General features: G+C 57.4%; 24 protein-coding genes. 15 read left to right on the plus strand and 9 right to left on the minus strand.

Annotated elements, in window-relative coordinates:
• Positions 1 to 48: 48 nt before the first annotated feature.
• Positions 49 to 1302, plus strand: coding sequence for a serine hydroxymethyltransferase (gene glyA, locus M989_RS06430; RefSeq protein WP_024157213.1), 1254 nt, complete (start codon positions 49 to 51; stop codon positions 1300 to 1302).
• 125 nt (positions 1303 to 1427) lie between these two features.
• On the opposite strand, the gene M989_RS06435 is transcribed toward glyA, so the two are convergent.
• The 6 genes from M989_RS06435 to hcaE all read right to left on the minus strand — a co-directional run bounded on the left by M989_RS06435 (position 1428) and on the right by hcaE (position 6216).
• The gene (locus M989_RS06435; RefSeq protein WP_064543484.1) at positions 1428 to 1850 is read right to left on the minus strand and encodes a DoxX family protein; all 423 of its coding nucleotides are present in this window, start codon (positions 1848 to 1850) and stop codon (positions 1428 to 1430) included.
• Positions 1851 to 1998: 148 nt separating this feature from the next.
• Positions 1999 to 3201, minus strand: a complete 1203-nt coding sequence (gene hcaD / locus M989_RS06440) for a phenylpropionate dioxygenase ferredoxin reductase subunit (RefSeq protein ID WP_064543486.1) — start codon at positions 3199 to 3201, stop codon at positions 1999 to 2001.
• 9 nt (positions 3202 to 3210) lie between these two features.
• Entirely contained in the window at positions 3211 to 4023 is an 813-nt protein-coding gene (hcaB, locus tag M989_RS06445) for a 3-phenylpropionate-dihydrodiol/cinnamic acid-dihydrodiol dehydrogenase (protein ID WP_064543488.1), read from the minus strand.
• A complete protein-coding gene (gene hcaC, locus M989_RS06450) occupies positions 4023 to 4340 on the minus strand; it encodes a 3-phenylpropionate/cinnamic acid dioxygenase ferredoxin subunit (RefSeq protein WP_064543491.1) in 318 nt (105 codons plus the stop codon). The genes hcaB and hcaC overlap by 1 nt, the downstream gene beginning before the upstream one ends.
• Positions 4340 to 4858 carry a 3-phenylpropionate/cinnamic acid dioxygenase subunit beta gene (hcaF, locus tag M989_RS06455; protein ID WP_064543493.1) on the minus strand — a complete coding sequence of 173 codons (519 nt, stop codon included), beginning with the start codon at positions 4856 to 4858 and terminating at the stop codon, positions 4340 to 4342. Before hcaF ends, hcaC begins: the two co-directional genes overlap by 1 nt.
• Positions 4855 to 6216, minus strand: a complete 1362-nt coding sequence (gene hcaE / locus M989_RS06460) for a 3-phenylpropionate/cinnamic acid dioxygenase subunit alpha (protein ID WP_064543494.1) — start codon at positions 6214 to 6216, stop codon at positions 4855 to 4857. The genes hcaF and hcaE overlap by 4 nt, the downstream gene beginning before the upstream one ends.
• Before the next feature lie 136 nt (positions 6217 to 6352).
• Here hcaE and hcaR point away from each other — a divergent pair, with 136 nt between their 5' ends.
• Positions 6353 to 7237 (plus strand): DNA-binding transcriptional regulator HcaR, encoded by an 885-nt coding sequence (gene hcaR, locus M989_RS06465; protein WP_064543496.1) that lies wholly within the window; start codon positions 6353 to 6355, stop codon positions 7235 to 7237.
• 161 nt (positions 7238 to 7398) lie between these two features.
• Positions 7399 to 8535 carry a 3-phenylpropionate MFS transporter gene (locus M989_RS06470; RefSeq protein WP_064543499.1) on the plus strand — a complete coding sequence of 379 codons (1137 nt, stop codon included), beginning with the start codon at positions 7399 to 7401 and terminating at the stop codon, positions 8533 to 8535.
• Here the strand turns inward: M989_RS06470 and csiE are convergent.
• Positions 8532 to 9809 (minus strand): stationary phase inducible protein CsiE, encoded by a 1278-nt coding sequence (csiE, locus tag M989_RS06475; protein ID WP_064543501.1) that lies wholly within the window; start codon positions 9807 to 9809, stop codon positions 8532 to 8534. The two genes, M989_RS06470 and csiE, sit on opposite strands and share 4 nt — an antisense overlap.
• Before the next feature lie 116 nt (positions 9810 to 9925).
• Here csiE and M989_RS06480 point away from each other — a divergent pair, with 116 nt between their 5' ends.
• The gene (locus tag M989_RS06480) at positions 9926 to 10564 is read left to right on the plus strand and encodes a DUF1007 family protein (protein WP_064543503.1); all 639 of its coding nucleotides are present in this window, start codon (positions 9926 to 9928) and stop codon (positions 10562 to 10564) included.
• The gene (locus tag M989_RS06485) at positions 10555 to 11538 is read left to right on the plus strand and encodes a nickel/cobalt transporter (RefSeq protein WP_064543505.1); all 984 of its coding nucleotides are present in this window, start codon (positions 10555 to 10557) and stop codon (positions 11536 to 11538) included. Before M989_RS06480 ends, M989_RS06485 begins: the two co-directional genes overlap by 10 nt.
• A 123-nt stretch (positions 11539 to 11661) precedes the next feature.
• Here the strand turns inward: M989_RS06485 and M989_RS06490 are convergent, their stop codons facing one another.
• Positions 11662 to 12090 carry an OsmC family protein gene (locus M989_RS06490; protein WP_064543508.1) on the minus strand — a complete coding sequence of 143 codons (429 nt, stop codon included), beginning with the start codon at positions 12088 to 12090 and terminating at the stop codon, positions 11662 to 11664.
• A 136-nt stretch (positions 12091 to 12226) separates the two neighbouring features.
• Positions 12227 to 13030 (minus strand): inositol-1-monophosphatase, encoded by an 804-nt coding sequence (suhB, locus tag M989_RS06495; RefSeq protein WP_064543510.1) that lies wholly within the window; start codon positions 13028 to 13030, stop codon positions 12227 to 12229.
• Positions 13031 to 13150: 120 nt separating this feature from the next.
• Here suhB and trmJ point away from each other — a divergent pair, with 120 nt between their 5' ends.
• The 10 genes from trmJ (at position 13151) to pepB (ending at position 21204) form a co-directional block, all read left to right on the plus strand.
• Positions 13151 to 13885 (plus strand): tRNA (cytosine(32)/uridine(32)-2'-O)-methyltransferase TrmJ, encoded by a 735-nt coding sequence (trmJ, locus tag M989_RS06500; RefSeq protein ID WP_064543512.1) that lies wholly within the window; start codon positions 13151 to 13153, stop codon positions 13883 to 13885.
• Between the two features lie 239 nt (positions 13886 to 14124).
• Positions 14125 to 14616, plus strand: a complete 492-nt coding sequence (gene iscR / locus M989_RS06505) for a Fe-S cluster assembly transcriptional regulator IscR (RefSeq protein WP_064543514.1) — start codon at positions 14125 to 14127, stop codon at positions 14614 to 14616.
• A gap of 149 nt (positions 14617 to 14765) precedes the next feature.
• Positions 14766 to 15980 carry a cysteine desulfurase gene (gene iscS / locus M989_RS06510; protein ID WP_064543516.1) on the plus strand — a complete coding sequence of 405 codons (1215 nt, stop codon included), beginning with the start codon at positions 14766 to 14768 and terminating at the stop codon, positions 15978 to 15980.
• Between the two features lie 148 nt (positions 15981 to 16128).
• Complete coding sequence (iscU, locus tag M989_RS06515; RefSeq protein ID WP_005120408.1) at positions 16129 to 16515, plus strand: Fe-S cluster assembly scaffold IscU; 387 nt, start codon at positions 16129 to 16131, stop codon at positions 16513 to 16515.
• A gap of 21 nt (positions 16516 to 16536) precedes the next feature.
• Positions 16537 to 16860, plus strand: coding sequence for an iron-sulfur cluster assembly protein IscA (gene iscA / locus M989_RS06520; RefSeq protein ID WP_004104506.1), 324 nt, complete (start codon positions 16537 to 16539; stop codon positions 16858 to 16860).
• A gap of 78 nt (positions 16861 to 16938) precedes the next feature.
• Positions 16939 to 17454, plus strand: coding sequence for a co-chaperone HscB (gene hscB / locus M989_RS06525; RefSeq protein WP_064543518.1), 516 nt, complete (start codon positions 16939 to 16941; stop codon positions 17452 to 17454).
• 15 nt (positions 17455 to 17469) lie between these two features.
• Positions 17470 to 19320, plus strand: coding sequence for a Fe-S protein assembly chaperone HscA (gene hscA, locus M989_RS06530; protein ID WP_064543520.1), 1851 nt, complete (start codon positions 17470 to 17472; stop codon positions 19318 to 19320).
• Between the two features lies 1 nt (position 19321).
• Positions 19322 to 19657 (plus strand): ISC system 2Fe-2S type ferredoxin, encoded by a 336-nt coding sequence (gene fdx / locus M989_RS06535; RefSeq protein ID WP_015963427.1) that lies wholly within the window; start codon positions 19322 to 19324, stop codon positions 19655 to 19657.
• A 9-nt stretch (positions 19658 to 19666) separates the two neighbouring features.
• Positions 19667 to 19867, plus strand: a complete 201-nt coding sequence (gene iscX / locus M989_RS06540) for a Fe-S cluster assembly protein IscX (RefSeq protein WP_064543522.1) — start codon at positions 19667 to 19669, stop codon at positions 19865 to 19867.
• 53 nt (positions 19868 to 19920) lie between these two features.
• Positions 19921 to 21204: an aminopeptidase PepB gene (gene pepB / locus M989_RS06545; protein ID WP_064543524.1), complete on the plus strand. Its 1284-nt coding sequence runs from the start codon at positions 19921 to 19923 to the stop codon at positions 21202 to 21204.
• Positions 21205 to 21217: the final 13 nt, after the last annotated feature.

The following is a 21217-nucleotide window of genomic DNA, read 5'->3' on the forward strand; positions in this document are numbered from 1 at the left end:
GCCTTTTTCAGGTCAAAATTTTATTGTTAGCTGAGTCAGGAGATGCGGATGTTAAAGCGTGAAATGAACATTGCCGATTATGATGCCGAACTGTGGCAGGCTATGGAGCAAGAAAAAGTACGTCAGGAAGAGCACATTGAACTGATCGCCTCCGAAAACTACACCAGCCCGCGCGTCATGCAGGCGCAGGGTTCTCAGCTGACCAACAAATACGCTGAAGGTTATCCGGGCAAGCGCTACTACGGCGGCTGCGAATACGTTGATGTCGTTGAGCAGTTGGCTATCGACCGCGCGAAAGAACTGTTCGGCGCCGACTACGCTAACGTGCAGCCGCACTCCGGTTCTCAGGCTAACTTCGCTGTTTACACCGCGCTGTTGCAGCCGGGCGATACCGTTCTGGGTATGAACCTGGCGCAGGGCGGCCACCTGACTCATGGCTCCCCGGTTAACTTCTCCGGTAAACTGTACAACATCGTCCCTTACGGTATTGATGAGTCCGGTAAAATTGACTACGACGAGATGGCTAAGCTGGCCAAAGAGCACAAGCCGAAGATGATTATCGGTGGCTTCTCTGCCTACTCCGGCGTGGTTGACTGGGCAAAAATGCGTGAAATCGCTGACAGCATCGGCGCATACCTGTTCGTCGACATGGCGCACGTGGCGGGCCTGATTGCCGCTGACGTGTACCCGAACCCGGTTCCGCACGCTCACGTTGTTACCACCACCACCCACAAAACCCTGGCGGGTCCGCGCGGCGGCCTGATCCTGGCGAAGGGCGGCGATGAAGAACTGTACAAAAAACTGAACTCTGCCGTGTTCCCAAGCGCGCAGGGCGGCCCGCTGATGCACGTGATTGCCGGTAAAGCGGTGGCGCTGAAAGAAGCGATGGAGCCGGAATTCAAAGTCTACCAGCAGCAGGTTGCGAAAAACGCCAAAGCGATGGTGGAAGTGTTCCTGAACCGCGGCTACAAAGTGGTTTCCGGCGGGACCGAGAACCACCTGTTCCTGCTGGACCTGGTTGATAAGAACCTGACCGGTAAAGAAGCTGACGCAGCCCTGGGCCGCGCCAACATCACCGTGAACAAAAACAGCGTCCCTAACGATCCGAAGAGCCCGTTCGTGACTTCCGGTATCCGTATCGGTTCCCCGGCTGTCACTCGTCGCGGCTTCAAAGAAGCGGAAGTGAAAGAGCTGGCTGGCTGGATGTGCGACGTGCTGGACAACATCAATGATGAAGCCACCATTGAACGCGTGAAAGCGAAAGTGCTGGATATCTGTGCACGCTTCCCGGTTTACGCGTAAGCGTTGATCGTGTGATGTGAAAAAGGCCGCGAATGCGGCCTTTTTTGTGCCCGATGGCGCTACGCTTATCGGGCCTACAATGATTTCGTTTGCCTGATAAGGCGAAGCCGCCATCAGGCAAACCCTCAGCGCTTATCTAACGAAATTTTGCCCGGCCCGACGATCGCCAGCAGCAGGAACGCCCCCGAGATACTGATGTTCTTGTAGAAGTTAATCATATTCGGCATCACCGCATCGCCGGTCATGTTCCAGTAGTGGTGCCCAATCACCGCCGTCCCCAGCGTATAGAACAGAAAGATCACCGCCAGCGGACGCGTAAAGAACCCCAGAATCACCAGAATAACGGCGGGAACTTCCATCACGATCGCGATGATGGCCGCCAGCGCCGGCATTGGTGTACCGATGGAAGCCATATACTGCACCGTGCCATCGTAGTGAAGCATTTTGGGATAGCCGGAGAGAATAAACAGCAGCACGATAGCGATACGGGCAACCAGCAGCAGCAGATCGCGCGAAGCGCCAAAGTCGAGATAGCGAAGCGAGTTCATGGCAGTTCCTTTGTGTAAGTACGTTTGATTTAAACGTAATACACAATTTTGTGGCCTGCCACACGGGGGCGAAAAATCAGTAGATTGGATGGTGCTTCGGTATGGCCCCTTCACCGCATTGATAAGAAGGGGCCGTCGTGCGCACCTGCTATAGCGACTTTAACGGTACGCTTTCATCACAAAGCGCGTCTTCACTGACTACGCGTCCTGACTGAATCAGCTTACGCAGCACGCGCACTTCGCGCCCGTTGTTGAGTGCTACCGCGCCGGCCAGCACACCTTCACGTAGCTGGAGCCAAATGGCTTTTCTGTCGCCCGGTTCACCACGACATAACCAGTTTTCTCCCTGCATTTCGCCAACAAACTGCAGGTTATCGCTGTATTGATCGGTCCAGAACCAGCCCGGCGTGGCTTCCGGCAGGGGTAAACCGAGCATCGCGGCGGCGGCAACTTGCGCCTGGAAGTTGGCATTTTCCCAGCTTTCTATGCGCCTTAAGGAGCCGTCCGGCTGGCGAGTGAGCGCCACATCTCCCGCGGCGAAAATCGCCGGGTCGGCGGTCGTGCAGGCGGCATCGACGATAATTCCGTTAGCGGTTTCCAGCCCCGTCTCGCGGGCCAGTGCATCGTTGGCCACGATACCGATACCGTAAACCACGGCATCAGCCTGTAGCGTTTCGCCATTTTGCAGGGTGAGCGAGAGGAACTCGCCCGCTTCGGCGTGCTCAATGGCGCTGTTGAGCAGCACCCGCACGCCGGCTAGCTGATGGCGTGCCAGCAGATAATCGCGTACCGGAGCCGGGGCATTGCGGCCCATCACCGTATCCGCCAGCTCGACTACCGTGACGCGGCAACCGCGTTGGGTGGCGCTGGCCGCCAGCTCCAGGCCGATGGTGCCTGCGCCGACGATGACGGTCGATTTTCCCGGCTGTAGCGCTGCCCGGAGACGCTCGGCATCGCCGGCATGACGCAGGGTAAAGCAGCGCTCGCCCAGCGCATCCAGCAGCGGCAACGGCCTGGCGGCGGCACCGGTAGCCAGCAGCAGCTGTGACCAGCGGTAGGTTTGCCCATCGGCGAGCGTTAGCGTGCGGGTAGCGCGATCGATCTCGCGTAGCGTAACGCCCAGATGCAACTGCACGTTGTGATCCTGCCACCAGTTGGCGGGCAGAACTGGCTGAAGCTGTGGGTTATCGTCCAGCAGCATGGCCTTCGAGAGCGGTGGGCGCTCGTAAGGCAAATGCATTTCGTTGGAGAAAAGATGCAGCGGCCCGCTAAACCCCTGCTGTCGCAGCGCGGCGGTGGCCATCGCCCCCGCCTGGCCGCCGCCGATAATGGCAATAATCTGTTCGCTCATGCTCGCTCCTTACAGATCCAGACCGGCGGCCACGTGGCGGATCCCACGGATCCCCAGCCCGGCGTCGGCGTTGATCATCACGCCGCTTAGCGTACGGTTGTTGCGGCGTGACGCCAGCATCACGTACGGGCCGGTGAAGTCAGCCGGTTCCGGGAAGAACTGCAACGGCAGAATGGCGGCGATTTTCTCCGGTGTTAGCGACTGCATAATCGAGGTGTCGTTTTGCCCCAGCGCCTGCGGGCCACGCAGATCGGTCGCCATGCCGCACGGGCCGACGCCGTTCACCCGTACTTTGGGGGCGAGTTCGTAGGCCAGCTGGCGAATCAACCCGGTGGCCGCGTGCTTGCTGGCGGTATACAGCGGCCCGCCGCCGCCGGGATACCACGCGGCGTTAGACAGGGTAAAGATGATGCTGCCTTCGCTGGCGATTAATGCCTGGGCGCAGGCTTTGGCGCCCAGCAGATAGCCCAGCACGTTAACGTTAAACAGCTCGTGGAAGCCGCTTTCCAGCGCCTCGGCGGGCGTATTGACCAGCGAAGCGTTGTGATCCCAGATACCCGCGTTGCCGATAAAACAGTCCAGCCTGCCGAAGGTCGTGAGGATACAATCCACCGCGCGCTGGTAGTCGGCATAGCAGGTCACGTTGCCTTCCACCGCCAGTACGTGTTCACCAAAGCGCTGGCGCAGGCTGGCAATCTTCGCCGCGGACAGCTCGAGCGTGGCGACTTTCGCACCTTCTTCAATAAAGCGTTCTACCAGCGCCAGGCCGAGGCCGGAGCCGCCACCGGTAATAAAGACCACGTTATCGCGTAAATCGCTCATCAGGCCTCCTCGGGTAAATCAATAAACACCTCGCCGCCTTCCACATGCACCGCATAGGTGGTGAGCGGAGCGGTGGCGGGCAGGCACAACGCTTTGCCGGTTTTCAGGCAGAAGCTGGCGGCGTGCAGCGGGCACTCCACCGTGGCGTCGTCTTCCAGATAGCCCTCCGACATCGAGGCGTTACCGTGGCTACAGCGATCGTTAATGGCATAAAACTCACCGCCAACGTGAAACAGCGCGATGACGGGAGAGGTTTCCAGCCGGAGGGCTTCCCCCTCCGGCAGCTCCGTGGCGGAGCAGGCAAATATGCGGCTCATCAGAACAGTACACTCAGGTTGTGGGAGGTGATCACCGCCTGATCGAGCACGATCTCACGCTCCAGTAAGCGCCATTCGTCGCCCGGCAGACGACGGACCTTATCCATGCGCGTGCCGACGTAGAACGTTTCGTCACGCTCTTTTTGTGCACGGTAGAGCAGATAGTTCAGGCGCACGGCGAACTCGTCCGGCTGGTCGGTTTCGCTCACCTGCAGGTTGCTGATCATGTGGCGGGTGCGGGAAGGTGGCTCTTCGGCCCACGCCATGCCGGTTTCCAGCCGCGCGATGCGGCGCTCAAGCTGGTCTTTATTGTCGTTGAAAATCCAGGTGGTCGGCGGCTGTACGCCTTTGCGGCGGTCGCGGGTTTGAGCATTGACGGTGGTGCGCATGGTGTAACGAATGTCGTCATCCAGCTGCGCCAGCCAGCCGCGGAACTGCCAGTCGTCCAGCAGACGCGCTTCTTCATACAGGAACTGGCTGATGCGGTGATGCAGCTCAGGGGAGACTAACGCGCTCATTTCATCACCTCCTGCTGGTATGCGGCGGTTTTTTCCTGCACTTCCTGCCAGCTTTCGCTGCTTAATAAATCGGCCCAGCGCTGATACATGCCGCGGGCAGCGGTTTCCGAGAAGATGTAGTTAGTGATCCCTGGAATGCCGTCCTCACGACGTTTTTCCTGGCCGAGACCCATCTCCAGGCACAGGTTGGTGTTGCGTGCCCGGTGGCCTTTGAGCAGTTTTTGAATCTCACACCAGTTTTCCGAGTCGTCCTGCTCAAGGAACCCCGCCGGGCCGAAGGCGCGGGTGGCGCTGTTTTCAAAAGCGGCTTTGACGTCATCAGAGGCGGCTTTATCGGCGATGCAGAACGCCCATACTTCGACTTTGTCCGGCCCGCGCGGATGCCAGACGCGCAGCGTGGCGGTACCGTTGAGCCAGGAAAGGGTGGGGAAAATATTGTTGTGACCGGCCAGACGCAGGGCGCGTACTTTGCCCAGACGCCGCTCGGCCTCTTCATAGGTATCGCGATAGTAGCTGGAGACTTCGCCGTCGACCCAGACGTTGGCGTCCGGTTTCTCGGTAAAGAAGAAGCCGCTGCCGTGTCCGTCCTGGCCGAACTGTAGCGCGTCTTTGGCGGTTTCCCACACCGGGCGGGCGGTCTGGCCGTCGCCGAGGCGTTTGTCGCTGCCGTCGTCTTTCGCGCCCAATACCTGTACGGCAGAGGCGTGGCTGAACAGCGCGTGATACTGGTCGCTGGCGAACTGTTCGGCGGGGAATTTCCAGTTGCAGTCGATGGTCCACTTCTGCACGCCGCCGACGATTTCGGTGCCGCCCTCACGGCGATCCAGCACGCCATCGAGATACCAGGCGATGTCGCCGAGATAATCGCGCAGGTTCGGCGCGGTGGTATCCCAGTTACCGAAAATCAGCCCTTTGTAGCTCTCGACGCACGGCACTTCGTTCAGCCCCCAGTGGGATTTGCACAGCCCTTGCGGGTAGGCGCGCGGCTCCAGCGGCACGTCGATCAGCTCGCCGTTAATGCCATACGACCAGCCGTGATACGGGCAGGTGAAGGCGCGGGTGTTACCGCAGTCGGCATAACTCACGCGCATCGCGCGGTGGCGGCACTGGTTGAGAAACGCTTTGATGCTGCCGTCCTTCTGGCGCACCACCACCACGGCGTCTTCGCCCATATAGGTGTTAAAGAAATCGCCCGGTTTGGGGATTTGGCTTTCGTGGGCGAGAAACAGCCAGCAGCGTCCGAAGATGCGTTCCAGCTCCAGTTGGTAAATTGCAGGGTCGGTATAAATACGTGGGGTTACGCGACCGTTTTGCGTGTCGATCAGTCGGTAGATGTCTAAATTTGAGGGTATGGTCATATTTTTTAATCCTGAAAGCTAAGATGTATTGACCTTCTTTTTTTGTGCCCTAAGGATGTTGCTGGTTAGTTATCAATCTGTGAAATAGTAAATTTCTACCAGTTGAGACATTTTTTCGATAACAAGGAGAAGGGACATGGAACTGAGGCACCTACGCTACTTCGTCGCGGTGGCGCAGGAGTTAAACTTCACGCGAGCCGCGGAGAAACTGCACACCTCACAGCCTTCCCTGAGTAGTCAAATACGCGATCTGGAGCAGTGCGTGGGCGTAGCGTTGCTGGAGCGCGATAAACGCAAAGTGACCCTCACGGCAGCCGGTGAGTGTTTCTTGCAGGATGCGCAGGCCATTCTGGACAATGCGGAACAGGCCAAGCTGCGCGCGCGAAAAGCGGCGCTGAATAACGACCATCTGGCGATTGGCTTTGTCCCCTCTGCCGAGGTAAATCTGCTGCCAAAGGTGCTGCCGATGCTGCGTCTGCGTCAGCCTGAAACCCATATCGAGCTGGCGAGCCTGATGACCACGCAGCAAGAAGAGAAGCTGCGTAGCGGTGAACTGGACGTCGGGCTGATGCGCTATCCTGTTCATGGGCAAGATATTGAATTCATTGAGCTGTTTCATGAACCGCTGGTGGTGGTGCTTCCGGTAGGCCATCCATTATCCCGCGAGGAGAGTATTTCCGCCCAGCAGTTACACGGCGTGAACTTTATCACCACCGACCCAGACTATTCCGGCGAACTTTCATCGGTAGTGAATGCGTGGTTTGAGAAAGAGCGCAGCCAGCCGAATATCGTGCAGGTGGCGACCAATATTCTGGTGACCATGAACCTCGTTGGTATGGGGCTGGGGGCCACTTTGATACCCGGTTATATGAATAATTTTAATACCGGGCAGGTGGTATTTCGGCCAATTAAAGGCGAAGCGCCGACGCTGGCGCTGCTGATGGCGTGGAAAAAGGGCGAGCTAAAACCCGCCCTAAGGGATTTTATTGCGCTGGCGCAAAGACCGTTGGTTGAAGTCTAACGCGGGCGTGCTTCTCAGCGTCTGCCGTTGGTGCTGACAACTCTGGAGTGACAAAAAAGGAAAGTGATGCTCGTCACAATTTTCTGGTAACTACCTGCGTTAGTACTCTCCAGAATATGGGGAGAGTCATTAGACTATCGCCTCCATAACGGGAGGAACCCATGGTTTTGCACTCCACGCGCTGGCTGGCGCTCAGCTACTTCACCTACTTCTTTAGCTACGGTATTTTTCTGCCTTTCTGGAGCGTCTGGCTCAAAGGCGCGGGGCTCTCTCCCGAAACCATCGGTCTGCTGCTCGGCGCCGGGTTGGTGGCCCGTTTTCTCGGCAGCCTGCTGATTGCGCCGCGCGTGAGCGACCCTTCGAAACTGATTAGCGTTCTGCGCATTCTGGCGCTGATGACGCTACTGTTCGCGCTGGCCTTCTGGGCGGGCAGCAACGTAGCATGGCTGATGGTGGTGATGATTGGGTTCAACCTCTTTTTCTCACCGCTGGTGCCGTTGACCGACGCGCTGGCCAATACCTGGCAAAAACAGATAACCATGGACTATGGTCGGGTGCGTCTGTGGGGGTCGATTGCCTTTGTGATTGGCTCGGCGCTGACCGGCAAACTGGTCAGCTTGTTTGACTATCATGTGATTCTGCTGATGCTGAGCCTGGGCGTTGCCTCGATGCTGCTGGGCATGTTGCTGAAGCCGTCGGTGATGCCGCTCGGTGAGTCCCGTCATCAGGAATCAGTGGGCTGGCCGGCCTGGCGCGGGCTGGTGGTACAAAACTGGCGTTTCCTTGCCTGCGTGAGCCTGCTGCAGGGCGCGCACGCGGCCTATTACGGTTTTAGCGCAATTTTCTGGGAAGGCGCAGGCTACTCGGCGTCGGCAATTGGCTATCTTTGGTCGTTAGGCGTGGTGGCGGAAGTGCTGACCTTTGCCCTGAGCAAAAAGGTGTTCCGTCGCTTCAGCGCGCGGGACTTACTGCTGCTCTCCGCCATCTGCGGTGTGATTCGCTGGGGGCTGATGGGCTGGACGACCAGTTTACCGTGGCTGATTTTGATTCAGATTCTCCACTGCGGCACCTTCACGGTCTGCCATCTGGCGGCCATGCGCTACATTGCTGCACGCCAGGGCAGTGAAGTGATTCGCCTGCAGGCGGTCTACTCCGCGGTGGCAATGGGCGGCAGCATTGCGGTAATGACTATGTTTGCAGGCTTCCTCTATCAGCATCTGCACCAGGGGCTGTTCTGGGTGATGGCGCTGGTGGCCCTGCCTGCGCTGGTGCTGCGGCCAAAAGCCGTCGTCCGCTAGGTTTCGAGGATCTGGCAGATACGCTGCTGCTGATGTTCGCTGAGCGACTGCTCGGCGTGGATCAGCGGCGGCGAAAACAGCGGCAGCACAATCGCGTAAGGCGATATCACCAGCGTACTGTCTTTCGGCGCGCCTTCTTTCTGGAAGATATGTGCCGCCAGATACTTCACATTGAGCGGCAGCAGGGTCAACTCCCGCAGCTGCTGTTCAATCTCCTGTTCCAGCGCCGGGTTATCGCCGGTCAGCAACACCACCTGTTTTTCATGTAGCTCACTCTCCTGCATCAATCCCGCGCCAAAAATGACGGCAATGAGGGCCGCTTCATCGTCGCTGAAGCGCAGGGCGTAGCGCGTTTCAAAATCGGCCAGCGCGCTGCGGGTGGTGCGGATTAAACGCGGATAGAGACGATGGATCTCTTCCGGTAGATGATGATCGATCCCAATCGCGAACACACAGCGGTTAAGCGCCTGGGCCAGATGGATATAAAGCTGGTTATGCAGCCCGCGTTCGTCGGTAAAGCGGCATCCGGCAATCTGCTGGAAACGCTCAACCAAATGGGCAACCGCCAGATGTAACGGCTGATCCTGCTGACGTCCTTCGTCGTGCGGGTTGGGTATTTTCAACAGCATAAAGAGCAGGGCGAGGAAATGCTGTTCACCAGGATTAGGCGTTTGCATGACCCGCCGCTGCCAGTGGCGCACGATATCCGCCGCCATCTGGTATTCGTCGGTCGACTGGGTCCAGGCGCTCTGCAATAGCGTGAACTGGGGGCTGACACCCTGATGATGCTGCAGCAGGCAGTATTGTAGATACAGGCGTAAAAACTGCCCGTCCCGGTACTCAAACTCACGCTGCAGGCTGCGGGCGCAGCGGTTAACCAGCGCCTGGAGATTCGTTTCATCGTACAGCGTGCGGGCAATTTTCAGCTGTTTCAGCTGCGTTTTGATAGCCGGTGTAAAATGGTTAGCGACGAACTGCGGGCACAGACGCAGCGCACGGCGCAGCCAGTGCAGCAGGCACAGGCGCAGGTCGAGGGTGGTGCCTTCAATCCGATAGCTGCCATCCGCCTGAGTGGCGATTGCCAGACGATGGTAACGCTCAATCTCCTCTCCGGCCTCAACGATATCTTGCCGGGCGGTTGAAACATCGACATTATTTATCATGCCAATGTATTCCGCCGTGATGGTGTGCCCTGGGAGATACAGCATTAACAGCGCCTGGCAGCGGCGCTGGGGATTGGAAAGCACAGATGGGGGGTCGAGTACGGTCATCATCTGCTATATCCAGCTGTGGGTAACCTGGATTAAGGATAGACAAAAGATAGCGGCAACCACGGGGCTTTCGCTAAGGAATGCTGGTGACGCTCACAGAATTTTTCACTGAGGAACGGATGAAGAGAGTGAAACAATGCGCGGTTATGGTGTTTCTTGCGTTTTTATCATTAAACGCCAGGGCACATCCGCACAGTTTTATCACCATCACCAATCAATTGGTGGTGAGCGATGGCGCGCTGACCGGCATGAAAATGCGCTGGGTGATGGATGAGCTCACCTCGGCTGACCTGCTGTACGACGCGGGTAATGCAAAGCCCGGCGATGAGGTGTGGAAAAAACTGGCGGCGGAAGTGATGGCCAACGTGCTGGGGCAGCACTACTTCACCGAGTTCTGGCATAACGGCATAAAGGTGAAGTTTGACAATCTGCCCAAAGAGTACGGTCTGGCGCGTGAGGGGCACCAGGCGGTATTGACCTTCACGTTGCCCCTGGCCTCACCACAACCGCTGGCGGGGCAGACCTATACGTTCTCCACCTTTGACCCGACCTATTATGTCGATATGAGCTACGAAAAAGACAGCGACGTGGCGTTTGCCGCTGATTTTAAAGGCGTGTGCAACGTTAGCGTGCACACGCCGCAGCCGAATGAACAGATGCTCTCCTACGCCCAGTCGCTCGATAAAGAAGACGCACCGGAGGAGGACATGGAATTGGGGAAACAGTTTGCCCAGAAGGTGACCGTACAATGTCAGTAATTTCCGTTAACCGACGCCGTCCGGTGCGCCGCTGGGTTTCGCTCTGGCCGCTGGCGCTGTTTCTCGTGGCCGCCGCCGCAGGGCTGGCGTGGCTGTGGCAGGCGTGGCCGCAGGTGATGCTGAAAAGCGTTATCTGGCAGCGCGACGTTAACCAGCAGATGAGCGGTCTACTGAAAGCGGTTGCCGACAACCCCACACAGGCCGGCGGCGCGTTGCTACTCTTCAGCTTTGCCTACGGCGTGCTCCACGCGCTGGGGCCGGGGCATGGCAAAGTGGTGATTACCACCTGGCTGGCAACCCATCCGTCGAAACTCAAGTCGAGCATTGGTCTGACGCTGGCCTCCTCATTATTACAGGGCGTGGTGGCGATTGGGCTGGTGATTATCGTGCTCACCGTGCTACAGCTTCCTGCGCGCCAGCTGCATCTCAGCAGCTTCTGGCTGGAGAAGGGTAGTTACGCGTTGGTGGGCGTCCTTGGGCTGCTGCTGTGCTGGCGGGCGCTGAAAAAGCTGCGCGCGTTGCTGCGAAAACCCACATTTACTGCCTTCACACCGCATCATGAACATCATGATGGTTGCGGCTGTGGCCATCAACATTTACCGAATCCTGAACAGCTGGCACAGGGAGACGACTGGCGTGCCAGGCTGATGATTATTCTCTCTATGGGAATGCGTCCGTGTTCCGGCGCGATTATGGTACTGCTGTTCAGTAAAGTGATCGGCGTATTTGGCTGGGGCGTTGCTTCGGCGCTGGCGATGGCGGCGGGCACGTCACTCACCATCTCGTCGCTGGCGCTGCTGGTTCACGGTTTCCGTACGCTGGCGGTGAAGCTGAGCGGCAATAAAACTCCGGTGCTGTGGCGGCAGGTGGGCTGGACGACGCTGGCGTTAGCGGGCGGCGTTATTCTGATTGCCGCGGCGGCGGTGATGTGGCTGAGCGCGGTGCCGGTGGGCAGGGGGCTGAGGCCGTTTTAGCGTTAACGTCGAGGGGGCATAAAACGGTCTGAGCCCGAAAACATGGCATTGAGGGCTGTTCTTGTGTGGCATACCTCATCTGCGCCTCTTTTATCAGAGGCGCCAGAATCAGCGGTTTAAGCGTTAGTTCAAGGTATAGTCCAGCGTGATTTCCGCTTTTAACAGCTGTGATACCGGGCAACCGGCTTTGGCTTTGTGGATGATGCCATCGAACTGTTGCGCGTCGATACCCGGGACCGCCACCTTACTTTGCAGCGCGATTTTGGTAATGGCAAAGCCACCGTCGGTTTTATCCAACGAGACGTCCGCCGTGGTATCAATGGCATCTGCGGTATAACCTGCTTCGCCGAGCATCAATGATAACGCCATCGAAAAACAGGCCGCATGAGCCGCGCCAATCAGCTCTTCCGGGTTAGTTCCTTTTACACCTTCAAAACGGGTATTAAAGCCATAAGGCTGCTGGTTAAGAACGCCACTTTCGGTAGAGACCGTTCCTTTTCCGCGTTTGATATCACCTGACCAGTGCGCTGAGCCGTGCTTGTGAATTGTCATGCTCGTTCTCCTTTTGGCTAACAAAAGGCTAAGTATAGACGATGGAGTTGGCGGCAACGGGAATAGAGATAATTCTGGGGAAGGGAGATAAAAAAGAAGCCCGCGAAAGGGCTTCTTAATGACTTGCTGTATAAACTTAGCGCTTCAGCGCTTCGCTCAGTTCGTCGCGCATGTTTGCCAGCATGGCTTTGACCACGCGTGGGTTACCCGCAACGATGTTACCGGTCATCATGTAGTTATGACCGCCAACGAAATCGCAAACCAGCGCGCCCGCTTCACGTGCGATCAGCTCGCCCGCTGCAAAGTCCCACGGCTTCAGGCCGATTTCGAAGTAACCGTCAACGCGCGCAGCGGCCAGGTAGGCCAGATCCAGCGCAGCGGAACCGGAACGGCGGAAGTCCGCGCATTCGGTAAACATATTGCCGAGGATGTTCATGTAAGCGGTCGCGTGCTGCTTGGCTTTGAACGGGAAACCGGTGGCGATAATGGTGCCATCCAGATCGCGGGCAGAGCTGCCGCGCAGACGATAACCGTTGAGCTGTGCGCCCTGGCCGCGAGTGGCGGTGAACAGTTCGTTACGCATCGGATCGTAAACGACGGCCACTTCGGTACGGCCTTTAATGCGTACGGCAATAGAAACAGAGAAGTGTGGCAGACGTTTGATGAAGTTGGTGGTGCCATCCAGCGGATCGATAACCCATTGTACATCCAGATCTTCGCCAACATGTTCACCGCTTTCTTCGGTGATGATGGTGTGTTGCGGGTAAGATTTGCGAATGGTGTCGATAATCACCGCTTCGGCAGCTTTATCAACGTTGGTCACGAAATCGTTGCTGCCTTTCTGGCTCGCTTCAACAGCTTCTGGCGTTTCGTAGTTTTTGGCAATCAGGTTACCCGCCTTGCGCGCTGCGCGCACGGCGATGTTCAGCATCGGATGCATCAGGTTACTCTCACTGGATGTTAAAGAACGGGGAAAACGGCGCATATCATAGCAGCGAATTCGGATTCTGTCTCAGCTTTATGGTAATATGGCCGAATAATCTTTAGACGAAGAATGACAATGCTGCAAAATATCCGAATCGTGCTGGTCGAAACCTCCCATACTGGCAACATGGGCTCCGTTGCCCGCGCTATGAAAACCATGGGCTTAACTAACCTGTGGCTGGTTAATCCGCTGGTGAAACCGGACTCCCAGGCCATCGCCCTGGCGGCAGGCGCCAGCGATGTGATTGGCAGCGCGCAGATCGTCGATACCCTTGACGAAGCGCTGGCCGGTTGCAGCCTGGTGGTCGGCACCAGCGCGCGTTCCCGCACTCTGCCGTGGCCGATGCTCGACCCGCGTGAATGCGGCCTGAAAAGCGTCTCTGAAGCTGAACACGCGCCGGTCGCGCTGGTGTTTGGCCGTGAACGCGTGGGCCTGACTAACGAAGAACTGCAGAAATGCCACTACCACGTGGCGATTGCCGCTAACCCGGAATACAGCTCGCTAAACCTGGCGATGGCGGTACAGGTCATTTCTTATGAAGTGCGTATGGCCTGGCTGGCGGCGCAGGAAAGCGCTGAACCGAAGGTGGAACACGAAGAAACACCTTACCCGCTGGTGGACGATCTCGAACGTTTCTACGGTCACCTGGAGCAGACGCTGCTCTCTACGGGCTTCATTCGTGAAAACCATCCGGGGCAGGTGATGAACAAGCTGCGTCGTCTGTTCACCCGCGCGCGTCCGGAAAGCCAGGAGCTGAACATCCTGCGCGGGATTCTGGCGTCTATTGAGCAGCAGAACAAAGGCAAGTAATCGCGTAAATGCCGGATGGCGCTTCGCTTATCCGGCCTACAACTCGAGCGGCCAGTAGGCCGGATAAGCGAAGCGCCATCCGGCAGATCAATACCGCACAGAACGTCAAATACCTGACTAAATCACTCAAGTAAATAGTTGACTGATTTAGTCGGGAATGTCAGACTTGCTCCTGCTATGCAATACCCACACTATTATTAAAAACCCCGGGCAGGGGCGAGTTTGAGGTTAAGTAAGACATGAGACTGACATCTAAAGGGCGTTACGCCGTGACCGCGATGCTGGACGTTGCACTCAACTCCGAAGCGGGCCCGGTGCCGTTGGCTGATATTTCTGAACGTCAGGGAATTTCACTCTCCTATCTGGAGCAGTTGTTCTCCCGTCTGCGTAAAAATGGCTTAGTGTCCAGCGTACGTGGTCCAGGCGGCGGTTATCTGCTGGGTAAAGAAGCAAACCATATCGCCGTAGGCGAAGTGATTAGCGCAGTGGACGAGTCCGTTGACGCGACCCGCTGCCAGGGGAAAGGTGGCTGCCAGGGCGGCGATAAATGTTTGACCCACGCTCTGTGGCGCGATTTGAGCGACCGCCTGACCGGTTTCCTGAACAACATCACCCTCGGTGAACTGGTGAACAACCAGGAAGTTCTGGACGTGTCTGGCCGTCAGCACTCGCACGACACCTCCCGCACGACTCGCGTACAAGACGCAATCGACGTTAAGTTACGCGCATAATCCAACCGCTCTGCTGCGTGATGCGCAGAGCGAGTTATAGATAACAATGAGATTTCAGAGTCAGGCCGGGAAAATCTCCCGTCAAGCGGTCGTACATCCAGCCGGTTGCCTGACTCCTTGCATTGAGTGATGTACGGAGTTAAAGAGCAATGAAATTACCGATTTATCTCGACTACTCCGCAACCACGCCGGTGGACCCGCGTGTTGCCGAGAAAATGATGCAGTTTCTGACCCTGGACGGGACCTTTGGTAACCCGGCCTCTCGTTCACACCGTTTTGGCTGGCAGGCTGAAGAGGCGGTAGATATCGCCCGTAACCAGATTGCCGACCTCGTGGGTGCTGACCCGCGTGAAATCGTATTTACTTCCGGTGCGACTGAATCCGATAACCTGGCGATTAAAGGTGCAGCCAACTTTTATCAGAAAAAAGGCAAGCACATCATCACCAGCAAAACCGAGCACAAAGCCGTGCTGGACACCTGTCGTCAGCTGGAGCGCGAAGGGTTCGAAGTCACCTACCTCGCCCCGCAGCGCAACGGCATTATCGATCTCAAAGAGCTCGAAGCGGCGATGCGTGACGACACCATCCTCGTCTCCATCATGCACGTGAACAACGAAATCGGCGTGGTGCAGGATATCGCGACTATCGGCGAAATGTGCCGTGCGCGCGGCATCATCTATCACGTTGACGCCACCCAGAGCGTGGGCAAACTGCCTATCGACCTGAGCCAGCTGAAAGTTGACCTGATGTCCTTCTCCGGCCACAAAATCTACGGCCCGAAAGGTATCGGCGCGCTGTACGTGCGTCGTAAACCGCGTATCCGTATCGAAGCGCAGATGCACGGCGGCGGTCACGAGCGCGGCATGCGTTCCGGTACCCTGCCTGTTCACCAGATCGTCGGCATGGGCGAAGCTTACCGTATCGCGAAAGAAGAGATGGAGACCGAAATGGCCCGTCTGCGCGGTCTGCGTAACCGTCTGTGGAACGGCGTGAAAGATATGGAAGAGGTCTACCTGAACGGTGACCTTGAGCAGGGCGCTCCGAACATCCTCAACGTGAGCTTTAACTACGTTGAAGGCGAATCCCTGATTATGGCGCTGAAAGACCTGGCGGTTTCCTCCGGTTCCGCATGTACTTCCGCAAGCCTCGAGCCATCCTACGTGCTGCGCGCGCTGGGCATGACCGATGAGCTGGCGCATAGCTCCATTCGTTTCTCTTTAGGTCGTTTCACTACCGAAGAAGAGATTGACTACACCATCAATCTGGTTCGTAACGCCATTGGCCGTCTGCGCGATCTTTCTCCACTGTGGGAAATGTTCAAGCAGGGCGTGGATCTGAACAGTATTGAATGGTCACATCATTAATCGGTATGCCCGTCATACTTCAAGTTGCAGATGCGTTGGCCGCGCTCGCTCACCCCAGTCACGTACTTGTGTACGTTCCTGGGGATTCGCTCCCTTGCCGCCTTCCTGCAACTCGAATTATTTAGGGCATCGATAAGGAGAATACATCATGGCTTACAGCGAAAAAGTAATCGATCATTACGAGAACCCACGTAACGTAGGTTCCTTCGACAATAGCGACGAGAGCGTCGGCAGCGGTATGGTCGGCGCGCCGGCCTGTGGCGACGTGATGAAGTTGCAGATTAAAGTCAACAATGAAGGTATCATTGAAGACGCGCGTTTCAAGACCTACGGCTGCGGTTCCGCCATTGCTTCCAGCTCCCTCGTCACCGAGTGGGTAAAAGGGAAATCCCTGGACGAAGCACAGGCGATTAAAAATACCGATATCGCCGACGAACTTGAACTGCCACCGGTGAAAATTCACTGCTCTATCCTGGCAGAAGACGCGATTAAAGCCGCAATTGCGGATTACAAAAGCAAACGTGAAGCAAAATAATTAAGAAGAGTTGAGGTTTTTATGTCGATTACCTTAAGCGACAGTGCAGCAGCGCGAGTGAATACCTTCCTGGCAAACCGCGGTAAAGGGTTTGGTCTGCGTCTGGGCGTCAGAACGTCCGGCTGTTCAGGTATGGCCTATGTACTGGAATTTGTTGACGAGCCGGCGGCAGAAGATACCGTTTTCGAAGACAAGGGCGTGAAGGTGGTCATCGACGGTAAGAGCCTGCAATTTCTTGATGGCACGCAGCTCGACTTCGTCAAAGAAGGTCTCAACGAAGGGTTTAAATTTACTAACCCGAACGTGAAAGACGAGTGCGGTTGCGGCGAAAGCTTTAACGTCTGATTTTGAGTCCTGCCAACCCCACCATAGCACCACTGCTGTGCGTGGGGTTTGTTTTAAATAGTTAACCCTGAGAACGTCATGGATTACTTCACTCTCTTTGGATTGCCAGCCGGTTATCACGTAGACACTCAGGCCCTCGCGGCACGCTTCCAGGACCTGCAGCGTCAGAATCACCCCGACCGTTTTGCCAGCGCCAGCGAAGCTGAACAGCTCGCGGCTGTCCAGCGCTCCGCGAATATCAACCAGGCATGGCAAACGCTGCGTCACCCGCTGACGCGCGCCGAATATCTGCTCTCTCTGCACGGCTTCGATCTGGCCTCCGAACAGCATACCGTACGCGATACCGCATTCCTGATGGAACAGCTGGAACTGCGTGAAGAGCTGGACGAGATTGAACAGGCGAAAGACGCTGACCGTCTGGAAGCGCTGCTTAAGCGCATCAAAGCGATGTACAGCCAGCGTCAGCAGCAGATGGTGGCGGAACTCGATTCGCAAACGTGGGACGCGGCGGCGGATACCGTACGTAAACTGCGTTTTCTCGATAAACTCCAAAGCAGCGCTGAATTACTCGAAGAAAAGCTGCTCGATTTTTGATTCTGGAAGCTTAACATGGCCTTATTACAAATTAGTGAGCCGGGTCTGAGCGCCGCACCGCACCAGCGTCGTCTGGCGGTGGGCATTGACTTAGGCACCACCAATTCCCTGGTGGCTACCGTGCGTAGCGGTCAGGCGGAAACGCTGGCCGACAATCAGGGGCGTCACCTGCTGCCTTCTGTTGTGCACTATCAGGAGCAGGGCCACGTGGTCGGCTACGATGCGCGCACCAACGCCGCGCTGGACCCAGCCAACACGATTAGCTCCGTAAAACGCATGATGGGCCGCTCGCTGGCGGATATCCAGACGCGTTACCCGCACCTGCCTTACCAGTTCCAGTCCAGTGAAAACGGCCTGCCGATGCTGGTGACCAACGCCGGTGTACTCAACCCGATCCGCGTCTCGGCTGATATTCTCAAAGCGCTGGCGGCGCGCGCCACCGAAACGCTTGATGGCGAGCTTGATGGCGTGGTGATTACCGTTCCCGCTTACTTTGACGATGCACAGCGTCAGGGCACCAAAGATGCCGCGCGTCTGGCTGGCCTACACGTGCTGCGTCTGCTGAACGAACCGACCGCCGCGGCGATTGCCTATGGCCTCGATTCCGGTCAGGAAGGGGTGATTGCCGTCTACGATCTGGGCGGCGGTACCTTCGATATCTCGATTCTGCGCCTTAGCCGCGGCGTGTTTGAAGTGCTGGCCACCGGGGGGGATTCCGCGCTGGGCGGCGACGACTTCGACCACCTGCTGGCCGATTACATCCGCGAACAAGCGGGCATTGCCGATCGCAGCGACAACCGCGTACAGCGCGAGCTGCTTGATGCCGCCATCGCCGCCAAAATCGCCCTGAGCGATGCCGACAGCGTCACCGTTGAGGTGGCGGGCTGGAAAGGCGAGGTGACCCGCGAACAGTTTAACGATCTTATCTCCGCGCTGGTGAAGCGCACGCTGCTGGCCTGCCGTCGCGCGCTGAAAGATGCGGGCGTGGAAGCTGAAGAAGTGCTGGAAGTGGTGATGGTGGGCGGTTCGACCCGCGTGCCGCTGGTGCGCGAGCGCGTGGGCGAATTCTTTGGCCGCACGCCGCTGACCTCAATCGACCCGGATAAAGTGGTCGCCATTGGTGCCGCCGTACAGGCTGATATTCTGGTCGGCAACAAGCCGGACAGCGAAATGCTGCTGCTCGATGTGATTCCGCTCTCCCTCGGCCTCGAAACCATGGGCGGACTGGTAGAGAAGGTTATCCCGCGTAACACCACTATTCCGGTGGCTCGCGCGCAGGAGTTCACCACCTTCAAAGACGGCCAGACCGCGATGTCCATCCACGTGATGCAGGGCGAGCGCGAGCTGGTGCAGGATTGCCGTTCGCTGGCGCGCTTTGCGCTGCGCGGGATCCCGGCGTTACCGGCCGGCGGGGCGCACATTCGCGTGACCTTCCAGGTGGATGCCGACGGCCTGCTGAGCGTCACCGCCATGGAGAAATCCACCGGCGTTGAGTCCTCTATTCAGGTTAAGCCGTCCTACGGACTGACCGACGGCGAAATCGCCACCATGATTCAGGATTCCATGAGCTATGCCGAGCAGGACGTGAAAGCACGTATGCTGGCAGAGCAGAAAGTGGAAGCGGCGCGCGTGCTGGAAAGCCTGCACAGCGCCCTTGCCGCCGATGCCGCGCTGTTAAGTGCCGCAGAGCGTCAGGAAATTGACGAGGCCGCTGCGGCGTTAAGCGCGGTAGCTGAAGGCAACGACACTGATGCCATCGAACAAGCCATTAAAAACGTTGACAAACAAACCCAGGAATTCGCCGCTCGCCGTATGGACCAATCCGTCCGTGTCGCGCTGAAAGGCCAATCCGTGGACGAGGTTTAATATGCCAAAGATTGTTTTTCTGCCCCATCAGGACCTGTGCCCGGATGGCGTCGTTGTGGAAGCTGAGACCGGTGAAACCATTCTGGATGCTGCACTGCGTAGCGGTATCGAGATTGAACACGCCTGTGAAAAATCCTGTGCCTGCACCACCTGTCACTGCATCGTACGTGAAGGTTTCGACTCGCTGCCGGAAAGCACCGAAGACGAAGACGATATGCTGGATAAAGCCTGGGGGCTGGAACCGGATAGCCGCCTGAGCTGCCAGGCCCGCGTTACGGATGAAGACCTGGTGGTCGAAATTCCGCGTTACACAATTAACCACGCGCGCGAGCACTAAGAGGATAGTATGGGACTGAAGTGGACCGACAGCCGCGAAATCGGCGAAGCGCTTTACGATACCTTCCCGGATACCGATCCGAAAACGGTACGTTTTACCGACATGCACCAGTGGATTTGCGACCTCGAAGACTTTGATGACGATCCTCAGGCATCAAATGAAAAAATTCTTGAGGCAATTCTGCTAGTCTGGTTGGATGAAGCAGAATAAGTCACCTAACGGGCTGCCCTTCGGCGGCCCGTTTGCTAATAAGGATAAATAAAATGACAGAAGCGATGAAAATTACCCTGTCTACCCAGCCAGCCGATGCGCGCTGGGGTGACAAAGCGGCCTATAGCATTAATGATGAAGGGATTACCCTGCACCTGACCGGCCGCGACGACGCGGGTCTTATCCAGCGCGCGGCGCGCAAAATCGACGGCATGGGCATCAAGCATGTTGCGCTGAGCGGCGAAGGCTGGAACGTTGACCTCGCATGGGCTTTCTGGGCGGGCTACAAAGGGCCGAAAGGCACTCGCCAGGTCGAGTGGCCGGAGCTGGACGACGCTCAGCGCCAGGAGCTGGATAACCGTCTTACCTACATTGACTGGGTGCGTGACACCATCAACGCCCCGGCGGAAGAGTTAGGCCCGGAGCAGCTGGCGCAGCGTGCGGTAGATCTGCTGTGCGGTGTGGCCTGCGATAACGTTTCATATCGTATTACCAAAGGTGAAGATCTGCGCGAGCAGGGTTACGCTGGCCTGCACACCGTAGGCCGTGGTTCTGAACGTCCGCCGGTATTGCTGGCGCTGGACTACAACCCAACGGGCGATAAAGACGCGCCGGTTTACGCCTGCCTGGTGGGTAAAGGCATTACCTTCGATTCCGGCGGCTACAGCATCAAACAGAGCGCATTCATGGACTCCATGAAATCCGATATGGGCGGCGCGGCGACCGTGACCGGCGCGCTGGCGCTGGCGATCACCCGTGGTCTGAACAAGCGTGTAAAACTGTACCTGTGCTGCGCGGACAACCTGATCAGCGGCAACGCCTTCAAGCTGGGCGATATCATCCACTACCGTAACGGTAAAAATGTGGAAGTGATGAACACCGATGCGGAAGGTCGCCTGGTGCTGGCCGATGGCCTGATTGACGCCAGCGCGCAGAAACCTGAGCTTATCATTGATGCGGCAACCCTGACCGGGGCGGCAAAAACCGCGCTGGGTAATGATTACCACGCGCTGTTCAGCTTTGACGACAAGCTAGCGAACCGTCTGCTGGCGAGCGCGCAGGCTGAAAACGAAGCCTTCTGGCGTCTGCCGCTGGCCGAGTTCCACCGCAACCAGCTGCCATCTAACTTTGCTGAACTGAACAACACCGGCAGCGCGGCCTACCCGGCGGGTGCGAGCACGGCGGCGGGCTTCCTGTCTCACTTCGTGGAAAACTATCACGAAGGTTGGCTGCACATCGACTGCTCAGCGACCTACCGCAAAGCTGCCGTTGAGCAGTGGTCGGCTGGCGCGACCGGGCTGGGCGTGCGGACAATTGCGAATCTGTTGACCGCGTAGGCCGGATAAGCGT

It is taken from the genome of Kluyvera georgiana ATCC 51603, from assembly GCF_001654985.1.
Taxonomy (GTDB): Bacteria; Pseudomonadota; Gammaproteobacteria; order Enterobacterales; family Enterobacteriaceae; genus Kluyvera; species Kluyvera georgiana.